Origin of the sequence: Streptomyces sp. NPDC018610, from assembly GCF_044391765.1 — a bacterium.
In the GTDB taxonomy this organism is placed as follows: domain Bacteria; phylum Actinomycetota; class Actinomycetes; order Streptomycetales; family Streptomycetaceae; genus Streptomyces.
In genome coordinates, this window is record NZ_JBISAL010000001.1 from 61,351 (window position 1) to 83,848 (window position 22,498).

Consider the following 22,498-nt stretch of genomic DNA (forward strand, 5'->3'; position numbering starts at 1 on the left):
CGCTTCCGCCGCCGTGCCGTCCGGTTCCGCCGGCGCGTCCGTGCCCCGGCTGGTGATCGCCGCGCCGGCCTCCGGCAGCGGCAAGACCACCGTCGCCACGGGGCTGATGGCCGCGCTCGCCGGGCGCGGGCTCGCCGTGTCCCCGCACAAGGTGGGGCCGGACTACATCGACCCCGGCTACCACGCGCTCGCCACCGGTCGGGTGGGGCGCAACCTGGACGCGTATCTGTGCGGACCCGAGCTGATCGGGCCGCTGTTCCTGCACGGCGCGCGCGGGTGCGACATCGCGGTGGTCGAGGGTGTGATGGGGCTCTACGACGGGGCCGCCGGACAGGGCGAGCTGGCGTCCACGGCGCAGGTGGCGAAGCTGCTGCGGGCGCCGGTGGTACTGGTCGTCGACGCGTCCTCGCAGTCGCGGTCGGTGGCGGCGCTGGTGCACGGGTTCGTGACGTGGGACCCGGAGGTGCGGGTCGGGGGCGTGATCCTCAACAAGGTCGCGTCGGACCGGCACGAGGCGTTGTTGCGGGAGGCGCTGGAGGCGGTGGGGGTGCCGGTGCTGGGAGTGTTGCGGCGGGCGCCGCAGGTGGACACTCCGGCGCGGCATCTGGGCTTGGTGCCGGTCGCCGAGCGGCGGTCGGCCGCGGTGGAGGCGGTGGCCGCGATGGGGGCGCAGGTGGCCGCGGGGTGTGATCTGGAGGCGTTGGTCGCGCTGGCGCGGAGGGCGGGGGTGCTGTCGTGTGCGGCTTGGGACGCGGCTGGGGACGCCGAGGGGTTCTCGCCCCCGCCGCCCCTTCCCTCCCCCGAGCTCCCGGCTTCGCTCGAGCAGGCGGGACCCCCATCGCCCCCGGGCTTCGCCCCCGGGCCCCCGGGTCGGCCTGAACGGCCTCGTCCTGGAACGCCGGACGGGCTGGAGGGAGTCGGACGGGGTGTGGATCCGGCCCGGACGCCGGACGGGCTGGAGGGAGCCGGTCGGAATGCCAAGGTCACCGTCGCCGTCGCCGGCGGGGCCGCCTTCACCTTCTCCTACGCCGAGCACGCCGAGTTGCTGACCGCCGCCGGGGCCGAGGTCGTGGTGTTCGACCCTTTGCGGGACGAGGCCTTGCCCGAAGGGACTCGGGGGCTGGTCGTCGGGGGCGGGTTCCCGGAGGTGTACGCCGCCGAGCTGTCCGCCAACGAGGCGCTGCGCAAGGCCGTCGGGGAGCTCGCCCTGAGCGGGGCGCCCGTCGCCGCCGAGTGCGCGGGGCTGCTGTATCTGTGCCGGGAGCTGGACGGGCGGCCGATGTGCGGGGTGCTGGACGCCGCCGCGCGGATGACGGAGCGGCTCACCCTCGGCTACCGGGACGCCGTGGCCGTCGGTGACAGCGTGCTCGCCGCGGCCGGTCGGCGGGTGCGCGGGCACGAGTTCCACCGGACCGTCGTCGAGCCCGGCGCGGGATCGGGGGCGGCGGCTCCCGCCTGGGGGCTGCGCGCCCCCGAGCGGCGGCTCGAAGGTTTCGTGCAGCGCGATGTGCACGCCAGTTATCTCCACACGCACTGGGCCGGCGCGCCCGGTGTCGCCCGTCGGTTCGTCGAGAGGTGCCGGACGTCATGAGCAGCAGGCTGATCGGAGTCGGGGTCGGTCCCGGCGATCCGGAGCTGGTGACCGTCAAGGGCGTGGGCGCGCTGCGCGCGGCCGATGTCGTGGTGGTGCCCGTGATGGACACCGGGGAGCGCGGGCGCGCGGAGGCGACCGTGCTGCACTACGCGCCGGCCGAGAAGGTGGTCCGGGTGGTGTTCGCGCTGAACGAGCGCAGTGACCGGGCGCGCCGGGAGGCCGCCTGGGACGAGGCCGGGGAGCGGGTCGCCGCGCTGCTGCGCGAGCACGGGTCGGTGGCGTTCGCCACCATCGGCGACCCGAACGTGTACTCGACGTTCACGTATCTCGCGCAGACCGTCGCCGAGCTGGTGCCCGGGCTCGTCGTGGAGACCGTGCCCGGCATCACCGCCATGCAGGATCTGGCGGCGCGCTCGGGTGCGGTGCTCACCGAGGGGACCGAGCCGCTGACGCTGGTGCCGGTGACCGCGGGGGCCGCGGTGCTCAAGGACGCGCTGGAGGGGCCCGGGACCGTCGTCGCGTACAAGTTCGGGCGGCAGGCGCGGGAGGTCGCCCGGGCGCTGCGGGACAGCGGGCGGATCGAGGACGCCGTGTGGGGTTCGGCGCTGGGGCTGCCGGAGGAGTCGATCCGGCCGGCCGGTGAGCTGGACGGCGCTCCCCTGCCGTATCTGTCGACGCTCATCGCGCCCGCGCGGCGCGAGGGCGGGCGGGGCGGCAAGCTGTGAGCGGTGATCGTGCCCGGCCGTGCGGCCGGTCCGGCCGCCGCCGGCATGCGTCAGGCGGCCAGGCCGACCACCAGCCATATGAACGCCACGCCGGCGATGGTGCACAGCAGGGTGGAGCGGGCCGGGTGCTCGTGGTGGGCCTCGGGCAGGATCTCGGCGGCGGCGAGGTAGAGCAGCACGCCGCCGAAGAGGCCGAGATAGCCGCCGAGGAACCACTCCGGGATGCTGATGAAGGCGGTCGAGGCGGCGCCCACCAGCGGGGCCAGGGCGTCGGCCACGAGCATCGCGACGGCCTTGCGGCGCGCGTTGCCGTACAGGCGCGTGAGGGTGAAGGTGTTGAAGCCGTCGGCGAAGTCGTGGGCGATGACGGCGAGGGCGACCGCGGCGCCCATGCCGCCGCCCACCTGGAAGGCCGCGCCGATCGCCACGCCGTCCATGGCACTGTGACCGACCATGGCCGCCGCCGCCGTGAGACCCACCTCGGGCGCGCGGTGGTTGTGGCCCTCGGCGCCGCCGTGGGCGGCCTGCCGGGCCGCCAGCAGGCGCTCCACCAGGTGGGCCAGCAGGAAGCCTGCCACGAACAGCAGCAGGGCCGCCGGTACGCCGAACACCTCGCGGCCCGCGGCGCGCAGCGCCTCGGGCAGCAGGTCCAGGCCGACCACGCCCAGCATCAGGCCGCCGGCCAGTCCGAGGACCAGGTGGCGACGATCGGTCACCCGCTGTGCCGTCCAGCCGCCGGCCAGCGTCATCAGGAACGCGCCGAGCGCTACGAAGACCGCCATGTGCCCTTGCTATCCGATCAACCCCCGATCGCGCACATCCGGCCATCGTCGGACCACCACACACCATGACAATTCGTACGGAAGGACCCGACCCCATGGCCGATGCCCCCGCCGGCAAGGTGACCTTCGTCGGCGCCGGTCCCGGCGCCGCCGACCTGCTGACGTTCCGCGCGGCGCGCGCGATCGCCGAGGCCGACGTCGTGATCTGGGCGGCGAGCCTCGTCCAGGCCGAGGTTCTCGAACACGCGCGCGAAGACGCGGAGATCCTGGACTCTGCGGCCATGTCCCTGGAGGACGTCGTCGCGGTGTACGAGCGGGCCCGCGCCGAGGGTCTGAGGGTGGCGCGAATCCACTCCGGCGATCCCGCGCTGTGGGGCGGTACGCAGGAGCAGCTGGACCGCTGCGACGCGCTCGGGATCGAGACGGAGGTCGTCCCCGGCGTGTCGTCGTTCTCGGCCGTCGCCGCCCTCGCCCGGCGCGAGCTGACCATCCCCGAGGTGGCGCAGTCGGTGGTGCTGACCCGGCTGGGCGGCGGCAAGACGCCGATGCCGCCCGGCGAGGAGGTCCGCGAGTTCGCCCGGCACGGCACCACCATGGCGGTCTTCCTGTCGGCGGCCCGCAGCGGGCAGCTGGTGCGGGAGCTGCTGGAGGGCGGCTATCCGACGTCCACGCCGGTCGTCGTGGCCTACCAGGCGACCTGGCCGGAGGAGCTGGTCGTGCGGTGCACGATCGAGACGCTGGAGGAGACGGTCAAGGAGCACAAGCTCTGGAAGCACACGCTCTTCCTGGTCGGCCCGGCGCTCGGCGCGCACGGCACCCGTTCGCACCTGTACCACCCGGGCCACTTCCACGGGTACCGCAAGGCCGACCCCGAGGCCCGCAAGGCCCTGCGCGCACGGGGCGCGAGCACGTGATCACGGTGGTCGGCACGGGGACGGGCGCGCCGCTCGACGAGGATCTCCTCGCCGGGGCGGAGCTGGTCGTGGGCGGGCGGCGGCACCTGGACGCCGTACGGCTTCCGGATACCGCCGAACGGGTGGTACTGGGGCCGCTGGCGCCCGCCCTCGACACCATCGCGGCCCGCCTCGACGAGGAACGGCGGGTGGTCGTGCTGGCCTCCGGCGACCCGGGGTTCTTCGGGATCGTGCGGGCGCTGGCCGAGCGGTTCGGGTCCGAGCGGCTGGACGTCCGCCCGGGTGTCTCCTCCGTCGCCGCCGCCTTCGCCCGGATCGGGCTGCCCTGGGACGACGCGGTGGTGGTGAGCGCGCACGGGCGGGATCCGCGCACGGCCGTCAATGTGTGCCGGGCGCAGCCCAAGACCGCCGTGCTGACCGGGCCGGGCGCCGGCCCCGCCGAGCTGGGCGCCGCGCTCGCGCGCACCCGCGCCGACCGGGTCCTGGTCGTCGCCTCCGCGCTGGGCGAGGAGGGCCGCGAGCAGGTCGAGACCGTCACACCCGCCGAGGCCGCCGCCCGGGACTGGGGCACGGCGGTGAGCGTCGTGCTGTGCCTGGACCGGTCGCGGGCGCTGGGCGCCGTGCGGACCGTCGCGGGCGCGCCGCGGCACCCCGCGGGCTGGGCGCCGGGCGAGGACGCCTTCGCGCACCGGGACTCGATGATCACCAAGTTCGAGGTGCGGGCGCTGGCGCTGGCCCGGCTCGGGCCGCGCCCGGGCGACCTGGTGTGGGACGTCGGCGCGGGCTCCGGGTCGGTGGCCGTGGAGTGCGCGCGGCTCGGCGCGGCCGTGATCGCGGTCGAGAGGACGGCGGACGGGGCCGGGCGCGTCCGCGCCAACGCCGCCGCCCACGGCGTGGACGTGACCGTGGTGCACGGCGCGGCGCCCGGGGCGCTGGCCGAACTCGCCGAACTCGCCGACGATCCGGACGCCGTGTTCGTCGGCGGCGGCGGACGCGAGCTGCCCGCGATCGTCGAGGCGTGCGCGCGGCGGGCCCGGCGGACCGTCGTCGTGGCCCTGGCGGCCCTCGACCGGGTGCCGGCCGCGCGCCGGGCGCTCACCGCCGCCGGGCTGGTCTGCGACGGGGTGCTGTTGCAGTCCTCCCGGCTCGCGCCGCTGCCGGGTGACGTGACCCGGCTGGCGGCGGCCAATCCCGTTTTCCTGCTGTGGGGGGTGCGGCCCGAGGGGGCCGCGGCGGCCACGGCGCGCACAGAAGGAGTTGCTCAGTGATCGGCCTCATCTCCGCCACCGCGGCGGGCGCGGCTGCGCGGGACCGGCTGGCGGCCGCGTGGCCGGGCCGTACGCGGGTGTACGACGGGCCCGTCGGCGACGCCGTACGGGCCGCCTTCGCCGAGTGCGAGCAGCTGGTGTGCTTCCTCGCCACCGGGGCGGTGGTGCGGCTGATCGCGCCGCTGCTGGCCGACAAGGCCGCGGACCCCGGGGTGGTGTGCGTCGACGAGGGCGGCCGGTTCGCGGTGTCGCTGGTCGGCGGGCACGGCGGCGGCGCCAACGAACTCGCCGCCGAGGTCGGCGATTTGCTGGGCGCCGCGCCGGTGGTGACGACGGCGACGGACTCCGTGGGGCTGGCCGGCCTCGACACGCTCGGCCTGCCGGTGGAGGGCGATGTGGCCGGGGTGTCGCGCGCGCTGCTGGACGGCGAGCCGGTACGCCTCGACGCCGAGGCGCCCTGGCCGCTGCCCGCGCTGCCGGTCGCGGACGAGGGGGCGTACGCCGTGCGGGTCACGGACCGCGCCGTCGAACCCGCCGACGGGGAGGTGCTGTTGCGTCCGCCGTCCCTCGTCGTGGGCGTGGGCGCCTCCAAGGGCGCGCCGGTGGACGAGGTGCTGGACCTGGTCGCGGGCGCGCTGCGCGGGGCCGGGCTGTCCGCGCGCTCGGTCGCCGAACTGGCCACCGTGGACGCCAAGGCCTCCGAGCCGGGCATCGTCGAGGCGGCCGAACGGCTGGGCGTACCCCTGGTGACCTACTCCGCCGAGGAGTTGGCGGCGGTGGCGGTGCCCAACCCGTCCGGCGCGCCGCTCGCCGCCGTCGGCACGCCCTCCGTCGCCGAGGCCGCCGCTCTCGTCGGCGGCGGCGAACTCCTCGTGCCCAAGCGGAAGTCGGAGCGGACGGACGGGCGGCCCGCGATGGCCACCTGCGCGATCGCCCGGCGGTCCGCGCGCGGCCGGCTCGCGGTGGTCGGGCTCGGCCCCGGCGCCCGCGACCTGCTGACCCCGCGCGCGGCGGCCGAACTGCGGCGCGCCGCCGTCCTCGTGGGCCTCGACCAGTACGTCGACCAGATCCGCGACCTGCTGCGGCCCGGCACCCGGATCCTGGAGTCCGGGCTCGGGGCCGAGGAGGAGCGGGCCCGCACGGCGGTGGCCGAGGCGCGCGAGGGCCGGGCCGTCGCGCTGATCGGCAGCGGGGACGCCGGGGTGTACGCCATGGCCTCCCCCGCGCTCGCCGAGGCGTCCGACGACATCGACGTGGTCGGCGTCCCCGGCGTCACGGCGGCCCTCGCGGCCGGGGCGGTCCTCGGTGCGCCGCTCGGCCACGACCACGTGTCGATCAGCCTGTCCGACCTGCACACGCCATGGGAGGTCATCGAGCGGCGGGTGCGGGCGGCGGCCGAGTCCGACCTCGTCGTCACCTTCTACAACCCGCGTTCACGGGGCCGCCACTGGCAGCTTCCCAAGGCGCTGGAGATCCTCGCCGGGCACCGGGAGCCGACGACGCCGGTCGGTGTCGTGCGCAACGCCTCACGGCCCGACGAGGCGGCCCGGCTGACCACGCTGGCCGAGCTGGACCCGGCGACGGTCGACATGATGACGGTCGTCACCGTCGGCAACACCGCCACCCGTGAGATCGCGGGCCGCATGGTCACGCCGCGCGGCTACCGCTGGCAGGACGGCGGCGCACGCCAGGAGGCCCGGTGACCGCCCCCGACTTCCCCTTCCCGCAGACCGATCCGCACCCTTCGCTCAAGGAGACCCTGTGACCACCCCGACGCCGCCCGCCCTGCTCATCGCCGGTCACGGCACCCGGGACGAGGCCGGGGCCGAGGCATTCCGCGACTTCGTCCGGGAACTGGGCCGCCGCCACCCCGGACTGCCGGTCGCCGGCGGCTTCATCGAACTGTCCCCGCCGCCGCTCGGCGAGGCCGTCGCCGAGCTGGTGGAGCGCGGGGTGCGCCGGTTCGCCGCCGTGCCGCTGATGCTGGTGTCCGCCGGGCACGCCAAGGGCGACATCCCGGCGGCGCTGGCCCGCGAGAAGGAACGGCACCCGGGGATCTCGTACACCTACGGCCGTCCGCTGGGTCCGCACCCGGCGTTGCTGCGGGTGCTGGAGCGACGGCTCGAGGCGGCGCTGGAGGGCGCCGCCGGGGACCGATCGGAGGTGACCGTGCTGCTGGTCGGGCGCGGTTCGACCGACCCGGACGCCAACGCCGAGGTGTTCAAGGCGGCGCGGCTGCTGTGGGAGGGGCGCGACTACGCGGGCGTGGAGACGGCGTTCGTGTCGCTGGCGGCGCCCGACGTGCCCGCCGGGCTCGACCGGTGCACGCGGCTGGGGGCGAAGCGGATCGTCGTCCTGCCGTACTTCCTGTTCACCGGCATCCTGCCGGACCGGGTACGGCAGCAGACGGCGGACTGGGCCGCCGCGCACCCCGAGGTCGAGGTACGGTCGGCGGACGTGATCGGCCCGGAGCCGGAGCTGCTGGACCTGGTGATGGAGCGCTACGACGAGGCGGTCAAGGGCGACCTGCGGATGAACTGCGACTCGTGCGTGTACCGCATCGCGCTGCCCGGCTTCGAGGACAAGGTGGGGCTGCCGCAGCAGCCGCACTTCCACCCGGACGACGACGGCCATCACCACCACGGTCATCACCACCACGGAGGGCACTCCCACTCGCATGCGCACTGAGGACGACACCGCGCCCGGCGGCGGGCACGACCTGCGGCACCACGGGGACGCGGAGGTACGGGACGACGGGGCGGCGCTGGTCGACCTCGCCGTGAACGTCCGCGCGGACACCCCTCCGGTGTGGCTGCGCGAGCGGATCGCCGCTTCGCTGGCCTCGCTCGCCGCCTACCCGGACGGGCGGGCGGCGCGGGCGGCGGTGGCCGCGCGGCACGGACTGCCGGCCGAACGGGTCCTTCTGACGGCGGGCGCGGCGGAGGCGTTCGTGCTGCTGGCGCGGGCGCTGAAGGTACGGCGTCCGGTCGTCGTGCATCCGCAGTTCACCGAGCCGGAGGCGGCGCTGCGGGACGCCGGGCACACCGTCGACCGGGTGCTGCTGCGGGCGGCGGACGGCTTCCGGCTCGATCCGGCGGCCGTCCCCGAGGACGCGGACCTCGTGGTGATCGGCAACCCGACCAACCCGACGTCCGTGCTGCACCCGGCCGCCGCGATCGCCGGGCTGGCCCGCCCCGGGCGGACCCTGGTGGTCGACGAGGCGTTCATGGACGCGGTGCCCGGTGAGCGGGAGGCCCTGGCGGGGCGGACCGACGTGCCGGGCCTGGTGGTGCTGCGCAGCCTCACCAAGACGTGGGGGCTGGCCGGGCTGCGGATCGGGTACGTCCTGGCCGCGCCGGAGGTCGTCGCCGAGCTGGAGCGGGCCCAGCCGCTGTGGCCGGTGTCCACGCCGGCGCTGACGGCGGCGGCCGCGTGCGTGTCGCCCGCGGCGCTGGCGGAGGCGGAGCGGGCGGCTCACCGCGTCGCGGCGGACCGGGCCCGCCTGGTGGCGGGCCTCGCCGCGTTCGCCGGGCACGGGGTGCGGGTGGTCGAACCGGCCGAGGGGCCGTTCGTGCTGGTCCGGGTGGACGGGGCGGCCGGGGTACGGCGCCGGCTGCGCGAGCTGGGGTACGCGGTACGGCGCGGGGACACGTTCCCGGGGCTGGACGAGGACTGGCTGCGGCTCGCGGTACGGGACGCGGGGACGGTGGAGGGGTTCCTCTCGGCCCTGAGCGCGGCGCTCGCCCCCGGGACGGCGTAGGGGCCCCGCTCCCGTCTCTCCCCACCCGTCCGACTCACTGAGTGACGGGACTCCGCCCCACCCCGGGCGGGGGCTCCGCACCCTTCGCCCCCGCACAAGGACAACGCCCGCCCCCACGCGCGAACCCCTCCCGGCTTCCGCCGGCACGGGACCGCAGCCGGCCGGCCCTCAGGACCCCCTCCACCGGACCCGGTACCCCGGCCCTTGCGAGGCGTTGCCCCGCACTCCCGCGCGCCTTCCCGCCGCGGGACTCTCCCGGGGGGCGGGAACCCCTTTCGTCACCGAGTCGGGTGGGTGGGAAGGGCTTGCCGGGGTCCGGGGCGGAGCCCCCGGGCGGCGCGTCGTGACGCCCTTCGGGGAGCGCCCGCTCAGCGCCCCGTCGGCGCGCGGCGCCATCCTCACCGAGTCGGACGGGTGGGAAAGGCCTTGACGGGCGGCCAGGGCGGAGCCCCTCTCAGCCCCGCCGACGGCGCGTGAGCGCCACCGCCCCGCCGCCGGCGGCCAGCAGCACCGCCGAGCCGCCCGCGAGGTACGGCGTCAGGGAGCTGCCGCCCGTCTCGGCGAGGTCGGTGTCCGCGCGCTCGGCCGGGGCGCCCTGCGGCTTCGCGTCGGCGGCGGGAGCCGCGGCGGACGGCGTCGGCGCGGCCGCCGGGGCCGACTGCTTCGCGGGGCCCGCCGGAGTCTCGCAGGTCGCCTTCGCGAGCGTCATCGTGCCCTCGACCCCGGCGACGTTGAGCTTCAACGGGTTGACGGAGATTTTGAGTTCGAGGGCGGTCGCCGCGGCCGTACGGGAGGTCGTCTCGCGCTTGGAGAGGTCCAGGCGGACCTCGCCGACACCCGGAGCCTTGACCTCGGTCGTACCGCCCGCCGTCAGTGTGACCTTCTTGCCGAGCACGGTCACGGCGCCCAGGACGTCGCCGGCGGCCACCGGCGCCCGGCCGACCTCGCAGGTCGCCCTGGAGGTGACCTGGTCGACCTCGATGACGGACAGCAGCGGCAGGCCGGGCACGTGGACGCGGGCGTGGGCGAGTTCGACGGAACCCTCCGCCTTCTCGGCCGTGACCGTCGCGTCCGTCTTCGCCACGTCCGCGCGCAGCACGCTGAACGGCTTTCCGCGGTCGACTCCGTCCAGCTGCGCGCTCAGCGCGGTCCGCCGGGCGCCGGCGGGGGCCTGGACCTCGTTCAGGGAGACGGTGAGCGGGACGTCCACCGTCTTGTCGAGCAGGGACACGTCGAGGCCGGTGCGCAGCACGGACGCGCTCGCGCGGCCGTGGTCGCCGGTCGCGTGGGCGGTGCCGGCCAGTGCCGTCGGGCCGGCGGCGAGGGCGGTGACCGCGGCGACGGCGGCGCAGCGGCGCGCGGGCATGCGGAAGGTGTGGCCGTTCAAGGTGTGGGACCCCCAGAGGAGACTGCTTCTGCTTGGGACCCGGCAAGGATTACGCACTGAGAGTGAACGAGCGGCAATCCTGCGTGACTTCACTCCTTCGTGGGGTTTCCGGCCGTCTTTTCGATTCCTTCAGCACAGGCGTTCCCCCCTGTCACCCTCCGGCGCCCCACATGCGAGGGCCCCGGTCGACTCCCAGCGCACGAGACGGAGCACAACGACCGGACCGGTACACCGGTCACGCCCCGTCAACGCGCACCCCCTGTCACCTCCCGCCGACGAGAAGCACCCGCCCCACCCGCCGCCACGGACCGCGCCCCACCGCCACGGACCGTCAGTCGCCCTCTCCGAGGCGCACAGCCGACCGCCGCCGACGCGCACAGCCGACCGCACCCCGCCGACACGGACAACCGGCCGCGCCCCGCCCACGCGCCCCTCACACGCCTCCCGCCGCCCCGGAGTCCCCTGGTGCCGCGACCGCGGCACCAGGGTCTCTCGTTTGGATCACGCCGGGCTCGCGGGCCCTGGCACCGCGCCTCGCCGCGTTGTCGTCGGTTGCCATGGCTCCGCCATGCCGCCCTCCTCCGCCTCGCGATGCACGGCACCAGACCCCGCTCCCTGACCCGGCCTGATCCAAACGAAAGACCCTAGCCGGTGATCCGGCCGTTCAGCACCACCCGTCGCGGCCCCGCCAGTGCCCGTACGTCCGCCCGCGGGTCCTCGTCGTACACCACGAGGTCGGCCGGCGCGCCCTCCTCCAGGCCGGGCCGGCCGAGCCAGCTCCGCGCGGCCCACGCCGTCGCCGACAGGGCGTCGAGCGGCGGGATGCCGGCCTTGACGAGTTCGGCGACCTCCCCGGCCACCAGGCCGTGCGGCAGCGAGCCTCCGGCGTCCGTGCCGACGTACACCGGGATGCCGGCGTCGTAGGCGGCGCGGACGGTGTCGTAGCGGCGCTCGTGGAGCCGGCGCATGTGCGCCGACCAGCGCGGGAACTTGGCCTCGCCGCCGGCCGCGAGCGAGGGGAAGGTGGCGATGTTGACCAGGGTGGGGACGATCGCGACGCCGCGCTCGGCGAACAGCGGGATCAGGTCCTCGGTCAGGCCGGTGGCGTGCTCGACGCAGTCGATGCCCGCCTCGACGAGGTCGCGCAGCGAGTCCTCGGCGAAGCAGTGCGCGGTGACGCGGGCGCCCAGCCGGTGGGCCTCGGCGATCGCGGCCCCGGCCGCCTCCCTGGGCCAGCAGGCGGACAGGTCGCCGAGGTCGCGGTCGATCCAGTCGCCGACGAGCTTGACCCAGCCGTCGCCGCGCCGGGCTTCTCGGGCGACGTACGCCACCAGGTCGTCCGGCTCGATCTCCCAGGCGTAGTTGCGGATGTAGCGGCGGGTACGGGCGATGTGCCGGCCGGCCCGGACGATCTTCGGCAGGTCCTCGCGATCGTCGATCCAGCGGGTGTCGGAGGGCGAGCCGGCGTCGCGGATCAGCAGCGTCCCGGCCTCGCGGTCGGTCAGGGCCTGCTTCTCGGCGACGTCGGCGGCGACCGGGCCGTGCGCGTCCAGTCCGACGTGGCAGTGCGCGTCGACGAGGCCGGGCAGCGTCCAGCCCCGTACGGTCCGCACGTCCCGGGCGCCGGCGGGACGTTCGTAGGTGATCCGGCCGCCGACCACCCACAGCTCGTCGCGGACCTGGTCCTCCCGCGGGCCGGCCAGCACCCGCCCCGTCACGTGCAGCACCGCGTGATCGCTCATGCACCGCACCCTAAGTCACCGGTGGAAGGGGGCGGGAGGCCCGCCGGTTACCCTCGATCACGTCGTACCCACGACGATCGAGAGACGATCGAGAAGAGAGCACGCCGTGACGCACCCGTTCCTGGACCTCGCCCCGCTGAGCGCCGACCGCTTCGCCTCGATCGAGGACCGGGTGGCGCGGCTGCTCGCCACCGAGAACGACGTCGTGATCATGCAGGGCGAGGCGCTGCTGCCGCTGGAGGGCGCGATCCGCGCCACGGCCGGCCCGGGCACGGTGGCGCTGAACGTGATCACCGGCCCCTACGGCCAGACGTTCGGCGACTGGCTGCGCGACTGCGGCGCCACGGTGTACGACCTGTTGGTGCCGTTCCACACGGCGGTGACCGCGGCGCAGATCAGGGAGGCGTTCGCCGAGCACCCGGAGATCGACTTCGTGTCGCTGGTGCACGCGGAGGCGGCGACCGGCAACACCAACCCGGTCGCGGAGATCGGCGAGGCGGTGCGGGAGCAGGGCGCCCTGTTCTACCTGGACGCGGTCGCCTCCATCGGCGCGGAGCCGGTGCTGCCGGACGCGTGGGGAGTGGACCTGTGCGTGATCGGGGCGCAGAAGGCGATGGGCGGCCCGGCCGGGGTGTCGGCGGTGTCGGTGAGCGAGCGGGCCTGGGCCCGGATGGCGGCCAACCCGCGGGCGCCGCGGCGTTCCTACCTGTCCCTGCTGGACTGGAAGGAGCGCTGGATCGACGGTGGCCGCAAGGCGCTGCTGCACGCTCCGGCCCAGCTGGAGATGCTGGCCCTGGAGGCGTGTGTGGAGCGCATCGAGGCGGCCGGCCTGGAAGCGGTGACGGCCCGCCACCGGGCCGCCGCCGCGGCCACCCGTGCGGGTGTGCGGGCGCTGGGCGTGGGCCTGGAGCCGTATGTGCACAAGGCGTCCGAGGCGGCCCCGGTCGCCACCACGCTGCGCGTCACCGCGGACGTCGCCGCCTGCGACCTGGTGGCCCGTGCCCTGGCGGCGGAGCCCGGTCCGGTGCTGGCGGCGGGCGGCGGCGCCCTCGCCAAGGAGATGATCCGGGTCAACCACTACGGCCCCGACGCGAGCCGTGAGGCGGTCGAGGCGGCCGTGACGGCCCTGGGCGCCGCCCTGGCCGCCGAGACGGGCGCGGAGGCCGACCTCCCGGGCGCGCGGCGCGCCGTCGCCGAGGCGTGGCTGCGGTAACCGCCGGACGGTTTTCTCGGAGCGGGAAATCAATTCGATTCCGGGAATTCATTTCAGGTAGCTGCCCGTCTTCTTCTGCCCCGTTCCCCAATCCGTAAACCCAGCGATTCGAAGGACGCGCGACGGCGTAATTCACCGGGCATCCCGGAGGGTTGCGCCATTGTGATGCACTCCACAAAGCGGAGCCTTTTGTCCCGTAATTAACGGGCGAACCCCCACATCACGCCGCCGCCTCGCGCGATCGCGCGCCCACGCGATAACACATGGACGCAGACCGCGTAAGGCCTCGGGGTGATGCATTTTTCAATTCATCTCGGTAAGTTCAATTCGCATGACTGCCGCACAAGCAGACCTGCGAACCGACCGAGCGGAAATACCCGACGCCGTGTCCGACGACGTGTCCACCGGGGCGCCCGACGCCTTCGGTGACGCGACCGGCGGTGTGTCCTTCGGGCGCCCCTCGGTCGCCGACGGCGCCGCGCTGTGGCGGCTCGCGAAGGACTCCGGGACGCTGGACGTGAACTCCTCGTACAGCTATCTGCTGTGGTGCCGCGACTTCGCCGCCACGTCCGTGGTGGCGCGCGACGCCGGCGGCGAGGCGGTCGGCTTCGTCACCGGCTACGTGCGGCCGGACCGTCCCCGCACCCTCCTGGTGTGGCAGGTGGCCGTCGACGCCGGCCACCGCGGGCGCGGCCTCGCCGCCCGACTGCTGGACACCCTCGCCGCCCGCGTCACGACCGACCTGGACGTCACGGACGTCGAGACCACCATCACCCCGGGCAACACCGCATCCGAGCGGCTGTTCACCTCCTTCGCCGCCCGGCACGGCGCGCCCTGCGAACGCGAGGTCCTGTTCGCGGCCGAGCAGTTCCCGGACGGGCCGCACGACCCCGAGGTCCTGTACCGCATCGGCCCGCTCGCCCGCTGAAGCGCGCGCACCGCCCGACCCCGCCCCCTCCGACTCGACCGACCTCCCACTCCCCCACCCGAGGAGCGATTCGTCGTGACCATCACCCAGCCGGACCTGAGCGTCTTCGAGACCCTGGAGTCCGAGGTGCGCAGCTACTGCCGCGGCTGGCCCACCGTCTTCGACCGTGCGCGCGGCAGCCGCCTGTACGACGAGGACGGCCATGAGTACCTCGACTTCTTCGCGGGCGCCGGCTCCCTCAACTACGGCCACAACAACCCCGTGCTGAAACGGGCGTTGCTCGACTACCTGGACCGCGACGGGATCACCCACGGACTGGACATGTCCACCGTCGCCAAGCGCCGCTTCCTGGAGACCTTCCAGAACCTGGTGCTGCGCCCCCGCGACCTGCCGTACAAGGTGATGTTCCCCGGCCCGACCGGCACCAACGCGGTGGAGTCGGCGCTGAAGCTGGCGCGGAAGGTGAAGGGCCGCGAGGCGATCGTGTCGTTCACCAACGCCTTCCACGGCATGTCGCTGGGCTCCCTCGCGGTCACCGGCAACTCCTTCAAGCGGGCCGGCGCCGGCATACCGCTGGTACACGGCACACCCATGCCGTTCGACAACTACTTCGACGGCCAGGTGCCGGACTTCCTGTGGTTCGAACGGCTGCTGGAGGACCAGGGCTCCGGTCTCAACAAGCCGGCCGCCGTGATCGTGGAGACCGTGCAGGGCGAGGGCGGCATCAACGTCGCCCGGCCCGAGTGGCTGCGCGCCCTGGCCGAGCTGTGCCGGCGCCAGGACATGCTGCTGATCGTCGACGACATCCAGATGGGCTGCGGCCGCACCGGCGCCTTCTTCTCCTTCGAGGAGGCGGGCATCACCCCCGACATCGTCACGGTGTCGAAGTCCATCAGCGGTTACGGCCTGCCGATGTCGCTGTGCCTGTTCCGGCCCGAGCTGGACGTCTGGGAGCCGGGCGAGCACAACGGCACCTTCCGCGGCAACAACCCCGCCTTCGTCACCGCGACCGCCGCCCTGGAGGCGTACTGGACCGACGGGTCGGCGATGGAGAAGCAGACCCGCGCCCGCGGCGAGCTCGTCGAGCAGTGGCTGATCTCGATCGCCGAGGAGAACCTCGCCGACATCAAGGAGTACCGGGGCCGCGGCCTGGTGTGGGGACTGGAGTTCCACGACCGCGAGCGCGCGGGGCTGGTCGCGCGGCGCGCCTTCGAGCTCGGGCTGCTCGTGGAGACCACCGGCCCCGAGAGCGAGGTCGTCAAGCTGCTGCCGGCCCTGACCACCACCCCCGAGGAACTGGACGAGGGCATGGGCGTCCTCGCCCGCGCGGTCCGCGAGACCGCGGCCTGACCGGCTTCCCGACCCATCCGGAAAACCCCTGCAAGGAGGCACGTACCACCGTGATCGTCCGTTCGTTCAAGGAGATCGAAGGCACCGACCGGCACGTGAAGGCGGCGTCCGGCACCTGGGAGAGCAAGCGCATCGTGCTGGCCAAGGAGAAGGTCGGCTTCTCCGTGCACGAGACGATCCTGTACGCGGGCACCGAGACGTCGATGTGGTACGCGAACCACATCGAGGCGGTCGTCTGCACCCGGGGCGACGCCGAACTGACCGACCGCGAGACCGGGAAGACGTACCACATCACGCCCGGCACCATGTACCTCCTCGACGGCCACGAGCGGCACACGCTCAAGGTCAAGGAGGACTTCCACTGCGTCTGCGTCTTCAACCCGCCCGTCACCGGACGGGAGGACCACGACGAGAACGGCGTCTACCCGCTGCTCACCGAGCCCGAGGAGGTGTGAGGACCATGGCTACCGCCACCGTGCAGGATCTCTACCCCACCCGTGGCGCCACCGAGGTGACCGCCCCTCGTCAGGACCCGGTCGTCTGGGGCTCTCCCGACACGCCCGGCCCGATCGCGACCGCCGACCTCCAGGCGTTCGAGCGGGACGGCTTCCTCGCCGTCGACCAGCTGATCACCGACGACGAGGTCGCCGTCTACCGGCGGGAGCTGGACCGGCTGGTGGCCGACCCGGCGGTCCGGGCCGACGAGCGGTCGATCGTGGAGCCGAAGTCCCGGGAGATCCGCTCGGTCTTCGAGGTGCACCGGATCAGCGAGGTGTTCGCGAACCTGGTGCGCGACGAGCGCGTGGTCGGCCGGGCGCGGCAGATCCTCGGCTCGGACGTGTACGTCCACCAGTCGCGGATCAACGTCAAGCCGGGCTTCGGGGCCAGCGGCTTCTACTGGCACTCGGACTTCGAGACCTGGCACGCCGAGGACGGTCTGCCGAACATGCGGACGGTGTCCGTCTCGATCGCGCTGACCGAGAACCTGGACACCAACGGCGGCCTGATGATCATGCCGGGTTCGCACCGGACGTTCCTCGGGTGCGCCGGGGCCACGCCCGAGGACAACTACAAGAAGTCGCTGCAGATGCAGGACGCGGGGACGCCGTCCGACGAGGCGCTGACCGCGCTGGCCGGCGAGCACGGCATCCGGCTGTTCACCGGCCGGGCCGGTTCGGCGACCTGGTTCGACTGCAACTGCATGCACGGTTCCGGCGACAACATCACGCCGTATCCGCGCAGCAACGTCTTCATCGTGTTCAACAGCGTGGAGAACACGGCGGTGGAGCCCTTCGCGGCCCCGGTCCGCAGGCCCGAGTTCATCGGGGCCCGGGACTTCACCCCGGTGCGATGAGTCCGGCCGGGGGTCCGGGGCCGCCCCCAGGACGACACGGCATCGGGGCCCGGGACTTCACCCCGGTGCGGTGACCGTGTGCTGAAGACAGGGCGGGGGCCCTCCCGGGCGGGAGGGCCCCCGCCCTGTTCGCGGTCACGGACGCGGTCGCGGTCAGCCGGCGAGGACGTCGAGGAGGCGGTCCACGTCCGCCGGTGTGTTGTAGAGGTGGAAGGCCGCGCGCAGGTTGCCCGCACGGTCGGACACCTCCACGCCCGCCTCGCTCAACTCGCCCTGGCGCCGCCCGAGTCCGGGGACGGACACGATCGGGGAACCTGGCGCGGGAACGGGCTCGTGGCCGAGCGAGCGCACCCCGGCGCGGAACCGGTCGGCGAGGGCGAGGTCGTGGGCGCGTACGGCATCCACCCCCAGCTCCTCCACCAGTTCCAGGGAGCGCCGGCCGCCGGCGTAGGAGAACAGCGCGGGGCTCTCGTCGAACCGCCGCGCGGAGTGGGCGAGTTCGCCGATCGGGCCGTAGCAGCTGTCCCAGGGCCGCTCCCCCGCCACCCAGCCGGCGAACAGCGGGCGCAGCCCGCCGAGGTCCTCGGGGACGACGAGGAAGGCCACGCCCCGCGGGCACAGCAGCCACTTGAAGGCCACGGCGGAGACGAAGTCGTAGGGGTCCGCGTCGAGGTCCAGCCAGCCGGCGGCCTGGGAGGCGTCGACGTAGGTGCGCGCCCCGTGCTCGCGGGCCGCCGCGCGGATCGCGGGCAGGTCGGCGATCCGGCCGTCCGCCGACTGCGCGGCGCTCACCGCGACCAGCGCGGTGCCCGGCCGCACCGCGTCGGCGACCCGCTCCAGCGGCACGCTGCGCACCTTGAGGTCGCCCCGGACGTGGAAGGGGTTCACCACGGAGCTGAAGTCGTCCTCGGCGGTGACGACTTCGGCTCCCTCGGGCAGCGAGGCGGCGATGACGCCGCTGTAGACGGCGACCGATCCGCCGGCCGCCACCCGGCGGTCGGGGACCCGCAGCAGCCGCGCGAAGCTCGCCCGCGCGGCCTCGACGTCCGCGAACATGTCGGTGGGCCGCCCGGTGGCCGCCGCCTCCACGGCGGTCCGCAGCGCCGCGACCGTGCGGTCCGGCAGCAGCCCGAGGCTCGCGGTGTTCAGATAAATGTTCCTCGGAGCGAACTCGGCACGAACGAGGGTCTCGAAGGTCTCCATGGGTCCACTGTGCGGCCCCGCGAAGTAGAAGTCCATCGCGCACCGACGAGCGACATCCCCAAGGATGCCTTATACACCCGCACTGAGCTGCGCCGACGCGCGGGCGTCAGCCCCGGGGCACCGCGCACCCGTCCGGGCCGCAGGCCTCCGCCGCGCTGTCGCCGCCGTCCTGGAGCAGGGTCAGCGGGGCGCGCTCGCCCCACGCCTGGGTGAGGGCCTGGGCGAAGACCTCGGCGGGCTGGGCGCCGGAGACGCCGTACTTCCGGTCCAGGACGAAGAACGGCACCCCGGTGGCGCCGAGCCGCGCGGCCTCCTGTTCGTCGGCGCGCACCTCGTCGGCGTAGGCGTCCGGGTCGGCGAGCACCCGGCGCACCTCGTCGGCGTCGAGCCCGGCGGCGACCGCCAGCTCGGCGAGCCGCTCGTCGCCCTCGGAGAAGACCGAGCGCTCCTCGGCGAAGTTCGCCCGGTACAGCGCGTCCAGCAGTTCGCTCTGCCTGCCGTGCTCCTTGGCCAGGTGCAGCAGGCGGTGCATGTCGAAGGTGTTGCCGTGATCGCGGCCCCGGGTGCGGTAGTCCAGCCCCTCGGCGGCGGCCTGGGCGCCGAGGTTGTCCTCACCGGCCCGCGCCTGCGCCTGGCTCATCCCGTACTTGCGGGTGAGCATGTCGAGCACGGGCTGGACGTCGCCCTTGGCACGGTGGGGGTCCAGCTCGAAGGAACGGTGCACGACCTCGACCCGGTCCCGGTGCTCGAACCCCGCCAGCGCCTTCTCGAACCGCGCTTTTCCGACATAACACCAGGGGCAGGCGATGTCCGACCAGATCTCGACGCGCATGTTCTCGGTTCTCTCCAGCTCGTGCGGAACGCGGACGGCAGCCGCCGTCCGCGTCATGCGTGAACGTTCAAGCAGCTGCTTCCATTCCCGGCCGGGGCGCACCGGCCGGGGCGTGGGCCGACCGGTGCGCGGGCCGGTTCGGGGCGCGGGCTGACGCGGATCCGTCGGGCGCGGGCGGAACGAGGCAGGCGGGGCCGGCGCGGGTCAGCCGGGGCGGGGCGGGCCACCGCGGGCCGGGGCAAACCATCCGGGGCGGGCCGGCCACCGCGGACCGAGGCAGGCCGGGCCGGCCACCGCGGGCCGGCGGGGCCGTGGTGGCCGGCCCGGCCCGCGGTGGCGCCTCAGCGTTCGAGGCGGCCGTCGTAGCGGCGCGGCAGGCCGAGCGGGTTGTCGTCGCGCAGCTCGGGCGGCAGCAGCGCCTCGGGGGCGTTCTGGTACGCCACCGGCCGCATCCACCGTTCGATCGCGGTGCCGCCCACGGAGGTGGAGGTGGAGGTCGTCGCCGGGTAGGGGCCGCCGTGGTGCTGGGCGGGGGCGACGGCGACACCGGTCGGCCAGGCGTCGACGAGCACCCGCCCGGCCAGCGGGGTCAGCTCCGCGAGCAGCCGCGCGCCACGCCCCTCGCCGGCCGCCTCCTCGGCGGACAGGTGCACGGTCGCGGTGAGGTTGCCGGGCAGCCGGGAGAGCACGGCGGCGGCCTCGTCCTCGTCGGCGTAGCGGGCCACCACGGTCACCGGGCCGAAGCACTCCTCCAGGAGCAGGTCGTGGGCGCCCTCGCCGGTCAGCCTCTGAGCGGGGACGGTCAGGAAGCCCGGGCTCACCGTGTGCTCGCTGCCCGCGCCCGGGGTGACCGGGCTGTCGACTCCGGGCAGCGCGGTGCGCTCGGCCACGCCGGCGAGGAAGTCGTCGCGCATCCGGTGGTCGAGCAGGACGCCCGCGCCGGTGTCGCTGACGGCGTCCGTGAGGGACTTGACCAGCCGGTCGCCGGACCCGCCCGCCGGGGCGAGCACCAGGCCGGGCTTGACGCAGAACTGGCCGACGCCGAGCGTCATCGACCCGGCGAGCCCGGCCCCGATGGCCTCCGCCCGTTCGGCGGCGGCGGCCTCGGTGACGAGGACGGGGTTGAGCGAGCCGAGTTCGCCGTGGAACGGGATGGGTGTCGGCCGCGCGGCCGCGGCGTCGAACAGTGCCCGGCCGCCCCGCACCGAGCCGGTGAAGCCGGCGGCGGCGACCAGCGGGTGCCTGACCAGTTCGACGCCGGCCTCGAAACCGTGGACCAGGCCGAGGACGCCGGCCGGAACGCCGTGCTCGGCGGCGGCGTCCCGCAGCAGCCGGGCGACCAGCTCGGACAGCGCCGGATGGTCGGGGTGGGCCTTGACGACCACCGGGCAGCCGGCGGCCAGGGCGCTGGCGGTGTCGCCGCCGGGGACCGAGAAGGCGAAGGGGAAGTTGGAGGCGGAGTAGACGGCCACGACGCCGAGCGGCACCTTGTAGCGGCGCAGGTCCGGGATCGGCGGGGTGGCGGTGGCGTCGGGATGGTCGATGATCACGTCGAGGAACGCGCCCTCGTCGACGATGTCCGCGAACGCCCGCAACTGGTAGCAGGTCCGGGCGAGTTCCCCGGTGAGCCGGACCGGGCCGAGGGCGGTCTCCGCGTCGGCGGCCTCGACGAGCCGGTCCTCCGCGGCCGCCAGGCGGTCGGCGGCGGCGCGCAGGAAGGCCGCCCGCACGCCGCGGTCGGCGAGCGCGGCGCGGGCGTCGTGCGCGGCCCGGACGGCGGCGTCGACCTCCTGCGCCGTGGCCTCCACCGCGACCTGTTCCCGCTGCTTCCCGGTTCGGGGATCGACGCTCCAGACTGGTGCTGCTGCCACCGCGGGTCCCTCCAGATGTCTTGCGGACGTCTTGCCGCAGTACGTGAGTCATCCATCAGGGTTGTTCGATATACTGAACGCTGTCTCTGATGATGAATATGTGTCGGAGACTATTTCCCGTGGAACGAAGGGGTCAAGGGCGATGTCGGCAGGCGAGACAGGCGGCGGGGCGCAGGTCAAGTCCGCGGTGCGGACCGTTGAATTGCTCGAGTACTTCGCCGGCCGGCCCGGTATGCACTCCCTGGCCGCGGTCCAGGAGGCCGTCGGCTATCCCAAGTCCAGCCTGTACATGCTGCTGCGCACCCTGGTCGAACTGGGCTGGGTGGAGACCGACGCGACCGGCACGCGCTACGGCATCGGCGTGCGGGCGCTGCTGGTCGGCACCTCCTACATCGACGGCGACGAGGTGGTCGCGGCGGCCCGGCCCACCCTGGACCGGCTCTCCGACGACACCACCGAGACCATCCACCTGGCCCGGCTGGACGGCACCAACGTGGTCTACCTCGCCACCCGCCAGTCGCAGCACTACCTGCGCCCCTTCACCCGCGTCGGCCGCCGCCTGCCGGCCCACTCCACCTCCCTCGGCAAGGCGCTGCTGAGCACGTACACCGACGAGCAGGTCCGCAAGCTGCTCCCGGAGACGCTGCCCGCGCTGACCGAGCACACCATCACCGACCGCGAGAAGCTGATCGAGGAGCTGCACCAGGTCCGCGAGCAGGGCTTCGCCGTGGACCGCGAGGAGAACACCCTCGGTCTGCGCTGCTTCGGCGTGGCGATCCCGTACCGCACCCCGGCGCGCGACGCGATCAGCTGCTCGGTCCCGGTGGCGCGGCTGACGCCCGCGCACGAGCAGATGGTCAAGGACGCCCTCTTCGACGCCCGCGACCGGCTCACCCTCGCCACCCGGAGGCTCTGAAGAGATGGAGATCGTGCTCCGCGCGGTCCACGACAGCGACCTGCCCGTGTTCTTCCGGCAGTTGAACGACCCCGAGGCACTGTGGACGGCCGCCTTCACCCCGAAGGACCCGACCGACCGGGACGCCTTCGACGCGCACTGGCGGACGATGCGCGCCTCCCGTGACGTGCTGCGCACGATCCTGGCGGACGGCGACGTGGTCGGCAGTACGGCGGTCTACGGCGAGCCGGGCGAGCGCGAGGTCACCTACTGGGTGGACCGCGCCTTCTGGGGCCGGGGCATCGCCACGGCCGCGCTGCGCTCCCTGCTCGCCGAGGTCCCCGAACGCCCGCTGTACGCCCGGGCGGCGGCGGACAACGCGGGCTCGCTGCGGGTGCTGGACAAGTGCGGGTTCCGCCCGGCCGCGCTGGCGCGCGGGTTCGCCCAGGCGCGCGGCGAGGAGATCGACGAAGTGGTGCTGGTCCTGCGGGACTGAGCCGGCCGCGGGCCGCCGGGTCCGCCGGACCAGCCGGTTCACCCGGTCGCTCGACGGTCCGGTCGCGGGGGGGGGCCCCCCCCCGGGGGGGGGGGGGGGGCCCCCCCCGGGGGGGCCCCCCCCGGGAAACCTAAGGGAGAATACACGAGCACAAAGTTTGGCGAGTGTGGGCGAGAGGTGGGGA

20 protein-coding genes are annotated in these 22,498 nt (G+C 74.5%); 14 read left to right on the forward strand and 6 right to left on the reverse strand.

What is annotated here, in order from left to right; genetic code table 11:
- The first annotated feature begins 13 nt into the window (after positions 1-13).
- Entirely contained in the window at positions 14-1,591 is a 1,578-nt protein-coding gene (locus ACH5A8_RS00280; protein ID WP_398998178.1) for a cobyrinate a,c-diamide synthase, read from the forward strand.
- Positions 1,588-2,319 (forward strand): precorrin-2 C(20)-methyltransferase, encoded by a 732-nt coding sequence (gene cobI / locus ACH5A8_RS00285; protein WP_398996354.1) that lies wholly within the window; start codon positions 1,588-1,590, stop codon positions 2,317-2,319. Before ACH5A8_RS00280 ends, cobI begins: the two co-directional genes overlap by 4 nt.
- A gap of 50 nt (positions 2,320-2,369) precedes the next feature.
- Here the strand turns inward: cobI and ACH5A8_RS00290 are convergent, their stop codons facing one another.
- Positions 2,370-3,101: a ZIP family metal transporter gene (locus tag ACH5A8_RS00290; protein WP_398996356.1), complete on the reverse strand. Its 732-nt coding sequence runs from the start codon at positions 3,099-3,101 to the stop codon at positions 2,370-2,372.
- 95 nt (positions 3,102-3,196) lie between these two features.
- Between ACH5A8_RS00290 and cobM the strand changes: the two genes are divergently transcribed.
- Genes cobM through cobC form a run of 5 tightly spaced genes read left to right on the forward strand, consistent with a single transcriptional unit; the run spans position 3,197 to position 9,043 of the window.
- Entirely contained in the window at positions 3,197-4,015 is an 819-nt protein-coding gene (gene cobM, locus ACH5A8_RS00295; RefSeq protein WP_398996358.1) for a precorrin-4 C(11)-methyltransferase, read from the forward strand.
- A complete protein-coding gene (cbiE, locus tag ACH5A8_RS00300; protein WP_398996360.1) occupies positions 4,012-5,283 on the forward strand; it encodes a precorrin-6y C5,15-methyltransferase (decarboxylating) subunit CbiE in 1,272 nt (423 codons plus the stop codon). Before cobM ends, cbiE begins: the two co-directional genes overlap by 4 nt.
- On the forward strand, positions 5,280-6,986 hold the full coding sequence (cobJ, locus tag ACH5A8_RS00305; RefSeq protein ID WP_398996362.1) for a precorrin-3B C(17)-methyltransferase: 1,707 nt from the start codon (positions 5,280-5,282) through the stop codon (positions 6,984-6,986). Before cbiE ends, cobJ begins: the two co-directional genes overlap by 4 nt.
- Positions 6,987-7,044: 58 nt before the next feature.
- Positions 7,045-7,971 (forward strand): sirohydrochlorin chelatase, encoded by a 927-nt coding sequence (locus ACH5A8_RS00310; protein ID WP_398996364.1) that lies wholly within the window; start codon positions 7,045-7,047, stop codon positions 7,969-7,971.
- Complete coding sequence (cobC, locus tag ACH5A8_RS00315) at positions 7,961-9,043, forward strand: Rv2231c family pyridoxal phosphate-dependent protein CobC (RefSeq protein ID WP_398996366.1); 1,083 nt, start codon at positions 7,961-7,963, stop codon at positions 9,041-9,043. Before ACH5A8_RS00310 ends, cobC begins: the two co-directional genes overlap by 11 nt.
- A gap of 454 nt (positions 9,044-9,497) precedes the next feature.
- Here cobC and ACH5A8_RS00320 read toward each other — a convergent pair whose 3' ends face one another.
- Both ACH5A8_RS00320 and ACH5A8_RS00325 read right to left on the reverse strand, forming a co-directional pair.
- Complete coding sequence (locus tag ACH5A8_RS00320; RefSeq protein WP_398996368.1) at positions 9,498-10,430, reverse strand: SCO1860 family LAETG-anchored protein; 933 nt, start codon at positions 10,428-10,430, stop codon at positions 9,498-9,500.
- A gap of 644 nt (positions 10,431-11,074) precedes the next feature.
- Entirely contained in the window at positions 11,075-12,172 is a 1,098-nt protein-coding gene (locus ACH5A8_RS00325; RefSeq protein WP_398996369.1) for an amidohydrolase family protein, read from the reverse strand.
- A 106-nt stretch (positions 12,173-12,278) separates the two neighbouring features.
- Between ACH5A8_RS00325 and ACH5A8_RS00330 the strand changes: the two genes are divergently transcribed.
- From ACH5A8_RS00330 to thpD, 5 genes are all read left to right on the forward strand, one after another.
- A complete protein-coding gene (locus tag ACH5A8_RS00330) occupies positions 12,279-13,385 on the forward strand; it encodes a pyridoxal-phosphate-dependent aminotransferase family protein (RefSeq protein WP_398996371.1) in 1,107 nt (368 codons plus the stop codon).
- 331 nt (positions 13,386-13,716) lie between these two features.
- Positions 13,717-14,313 carry a diaminobutyrate acetyltransferase gene (ectA, locus tag ACH5A8_RS00335; RefSeq protein ID WP_398996373.1) on the forward strand — a complete coding sequence of 199 codons (597 nt, stop codon included), beginning with the start codon at positions 13,717-13,719 and terminating at the stop codon, positions 14,311-14,313.
- Positions 14,314-14,388: 75 nt separating this feature from the next.
- Positions 14,389-15,663 (forward strand): diaminobutyrate--2-oxoglutarate transaminase, encoded by a 1,275-nt coding sequence (gene ectB / locus ACH5A8_RS00340; protein ID WP_398996375.1) that lies wholly within the window; start codon positions 14,389-14,391, stop codon positions 15,661-15,663.
- Positions 15,664-15,713: 50 nt separating this feature from the next.
- On the forward strand, positions 15,714-16,118 hold the full coding sequence (locus ACH5A8_RS00345; protein WP_398996377.1) for an ectoine synthase: 405 nt from the start codon (positions 15,714-15,716) through the stop codon (positions 16,116-16,118).
- A gap of 5 nt (positions 16,119-16,123) precedes the next feature.
- Positions 16,124-17,017 carry an ectoine hydroxylase gene (gene thpD / locus ACH5A8_RS00350; RefSeq protein ID WP_398996379.1) on the forward strand — a complete coding sequence of 298 codons (894 nt, stop codon included), beginning with the start codon at positions 16,124-16,126 and terminating at the stop codon, positions 17,015-17,017.
- A 153-nt stretch (positions 17,018-17,170) separates the two neighbouring features.
- On the opposite strand, the gene ACH5A8_RS00355 is transcribed toward thpD, so the two are convergent.
- From ACH5A8_RS00355 to ACH5A8_RS00365, 3 genes are all read right to left on the reverse strand, one after another.
- On the reverse strand, positions 17,171-18,256 hold the full coding sequence (locus tag ACH5A8_RS00355) for an aminotransferase class V-fold PLP-dependent enzyme (protein ID WP_398996381.1): 1,086 nt from the start codon (positions 18,254-18,256) through the stop codon (positions 17,171-17,173).
- 70 nt (positions 18,257-18,326) lie between these two features.
- Positions 18,327-19,052, reverse strand: a complete 726-nt coding sequence (locus ACH5A8_RS00360) for a DsbA family oxidoreductase (protein ID WP_398998180.1) — start codon at positions 19,050-19,052, stop codon at positions 18,327-18,329.
- A gap of 341 nt (positions 19,053-19,393) precedes the next feature.
- Positions 19,394-20,923 carry an aldehyde dehydrogenase (NADP(+)) gene (locus tag ACH5A8_RS00365; protein ID WP_398996383.1) on the reverse strand — a complete coding sequence of 510 codons (1,530 nt, stop codon included), beginning with the start codon at positions 20,921-20,923 and terminating at the stop codon, positions 19,394-19,396.
- 142 nt (positions 20,924-21,065) lie between these two features.
- On the opposite strand from ACH5A8_RS00365, the gene ACH5A8_RS00370 reads away from it, so the two are divergent.
- Both ACH5A8_RS00370 and ACH5A8_RS00375 read left to right on the forward strand, forming a co-directional pair.
- On the forward strand, positions 21,066-21,839 hold the full coding sequence (locus ACH5A8_RS00370) for an IclR family transcriptional regulator (protein WP_398996385.1): 774 nt from the start codon (positions 21,066-21,068) through the stop codon (positions 21,837-21,839).
- 4 nt (positions 21,840-21,843) lie between these two features.
- The gene (locus ACH5A8_RS00375; protein WP_398996387.1) at positions 21,844-22,314 is read left to right on the forward strand and encodes a GNAT family N-acetyltransferase; all 471 of its coding nucleotides are present in this window, start codon (positions 21,844-21,846) and stop codon (positions 22,312-22,314) included.
- Positions 22,315-22,498: the final 184 nt, after the last annotated feature.

Coding starts and splice junctions, on each gene's coding strand:
- cobI (WP_398996354.1), top strand. CDS start 1,588: ATGAGCAGCAGGCTGATCGGAGTCGGGGTCGGTCCCGGCGATCCGGAG.
- ACH5A8_RS00290 (WP_398996356.1), bottom strand. CDS start 3,101: ATGGCGGTCTTCGTAGCGCTCGGCGCGTTCCTGATGACGCTGGCCGGC.
- cobM (WP_398996358.1), top strand. CDS start 3,197: ATGGCCGATGCCCCCGCCGGCAAGGTGACCTTCGTCGGCGCCGGTCCC.
- cobC (WP_398996366.1), top strand. CDS start 7,961: ATGCGCACTGAGGACGACACCGCGCCCGGCGGCGGGCACGACCTGCGG.
- ACH5A8_RS00325 (WP_398996369.1), bottom strand. CDS start 12,172: ATGAGCGATCACGCGGTGCTGCACGTGACGGGGCGGGTGCTGGCCGGC.
- ectA (WP_398996373.1), top strand. CDS start 13,717: ATGACTGCCGCACAAGCAGACCTGCGAACCGACCGAGCGGAAATACCC.
- thpD (WP_398996379.1), top strand. CDS start 16,124: ATGGCTACCGCCACCGTGCAGGATCTCTACCCCACCCGTGGCGCCACC.
- ACH5A8_RS00355 (WP_398996381.1), bottom strand. CDS start 18,256: ATGGACTTCTACTTCGCGGGGCCGCACAGTGGACCCATGGAGACCTTC.
- ACH5A8_RS00360 (WP_398998180.1), bottom strand. CDS start 19,052: ATGCGCGTCGAGATCTGGTCGGACATCGCCTGCCCCTGGTGTTATGTC.
- ACH5A8_RS00370 (WP_398996385.1), top strand. CDS start 21,066: ATGTCGGCAGGCGAGACAGGCGGCGGGGCGCAGGTCAAGTCCGCGGTG.
- ACH5A8_RS00375 (WP_398996387.1), top strand. CDS start 21,844: ATGGAGATCGTGCTCCGCGCGGTCCACGACAGCGACCTGCCCGTGTTC.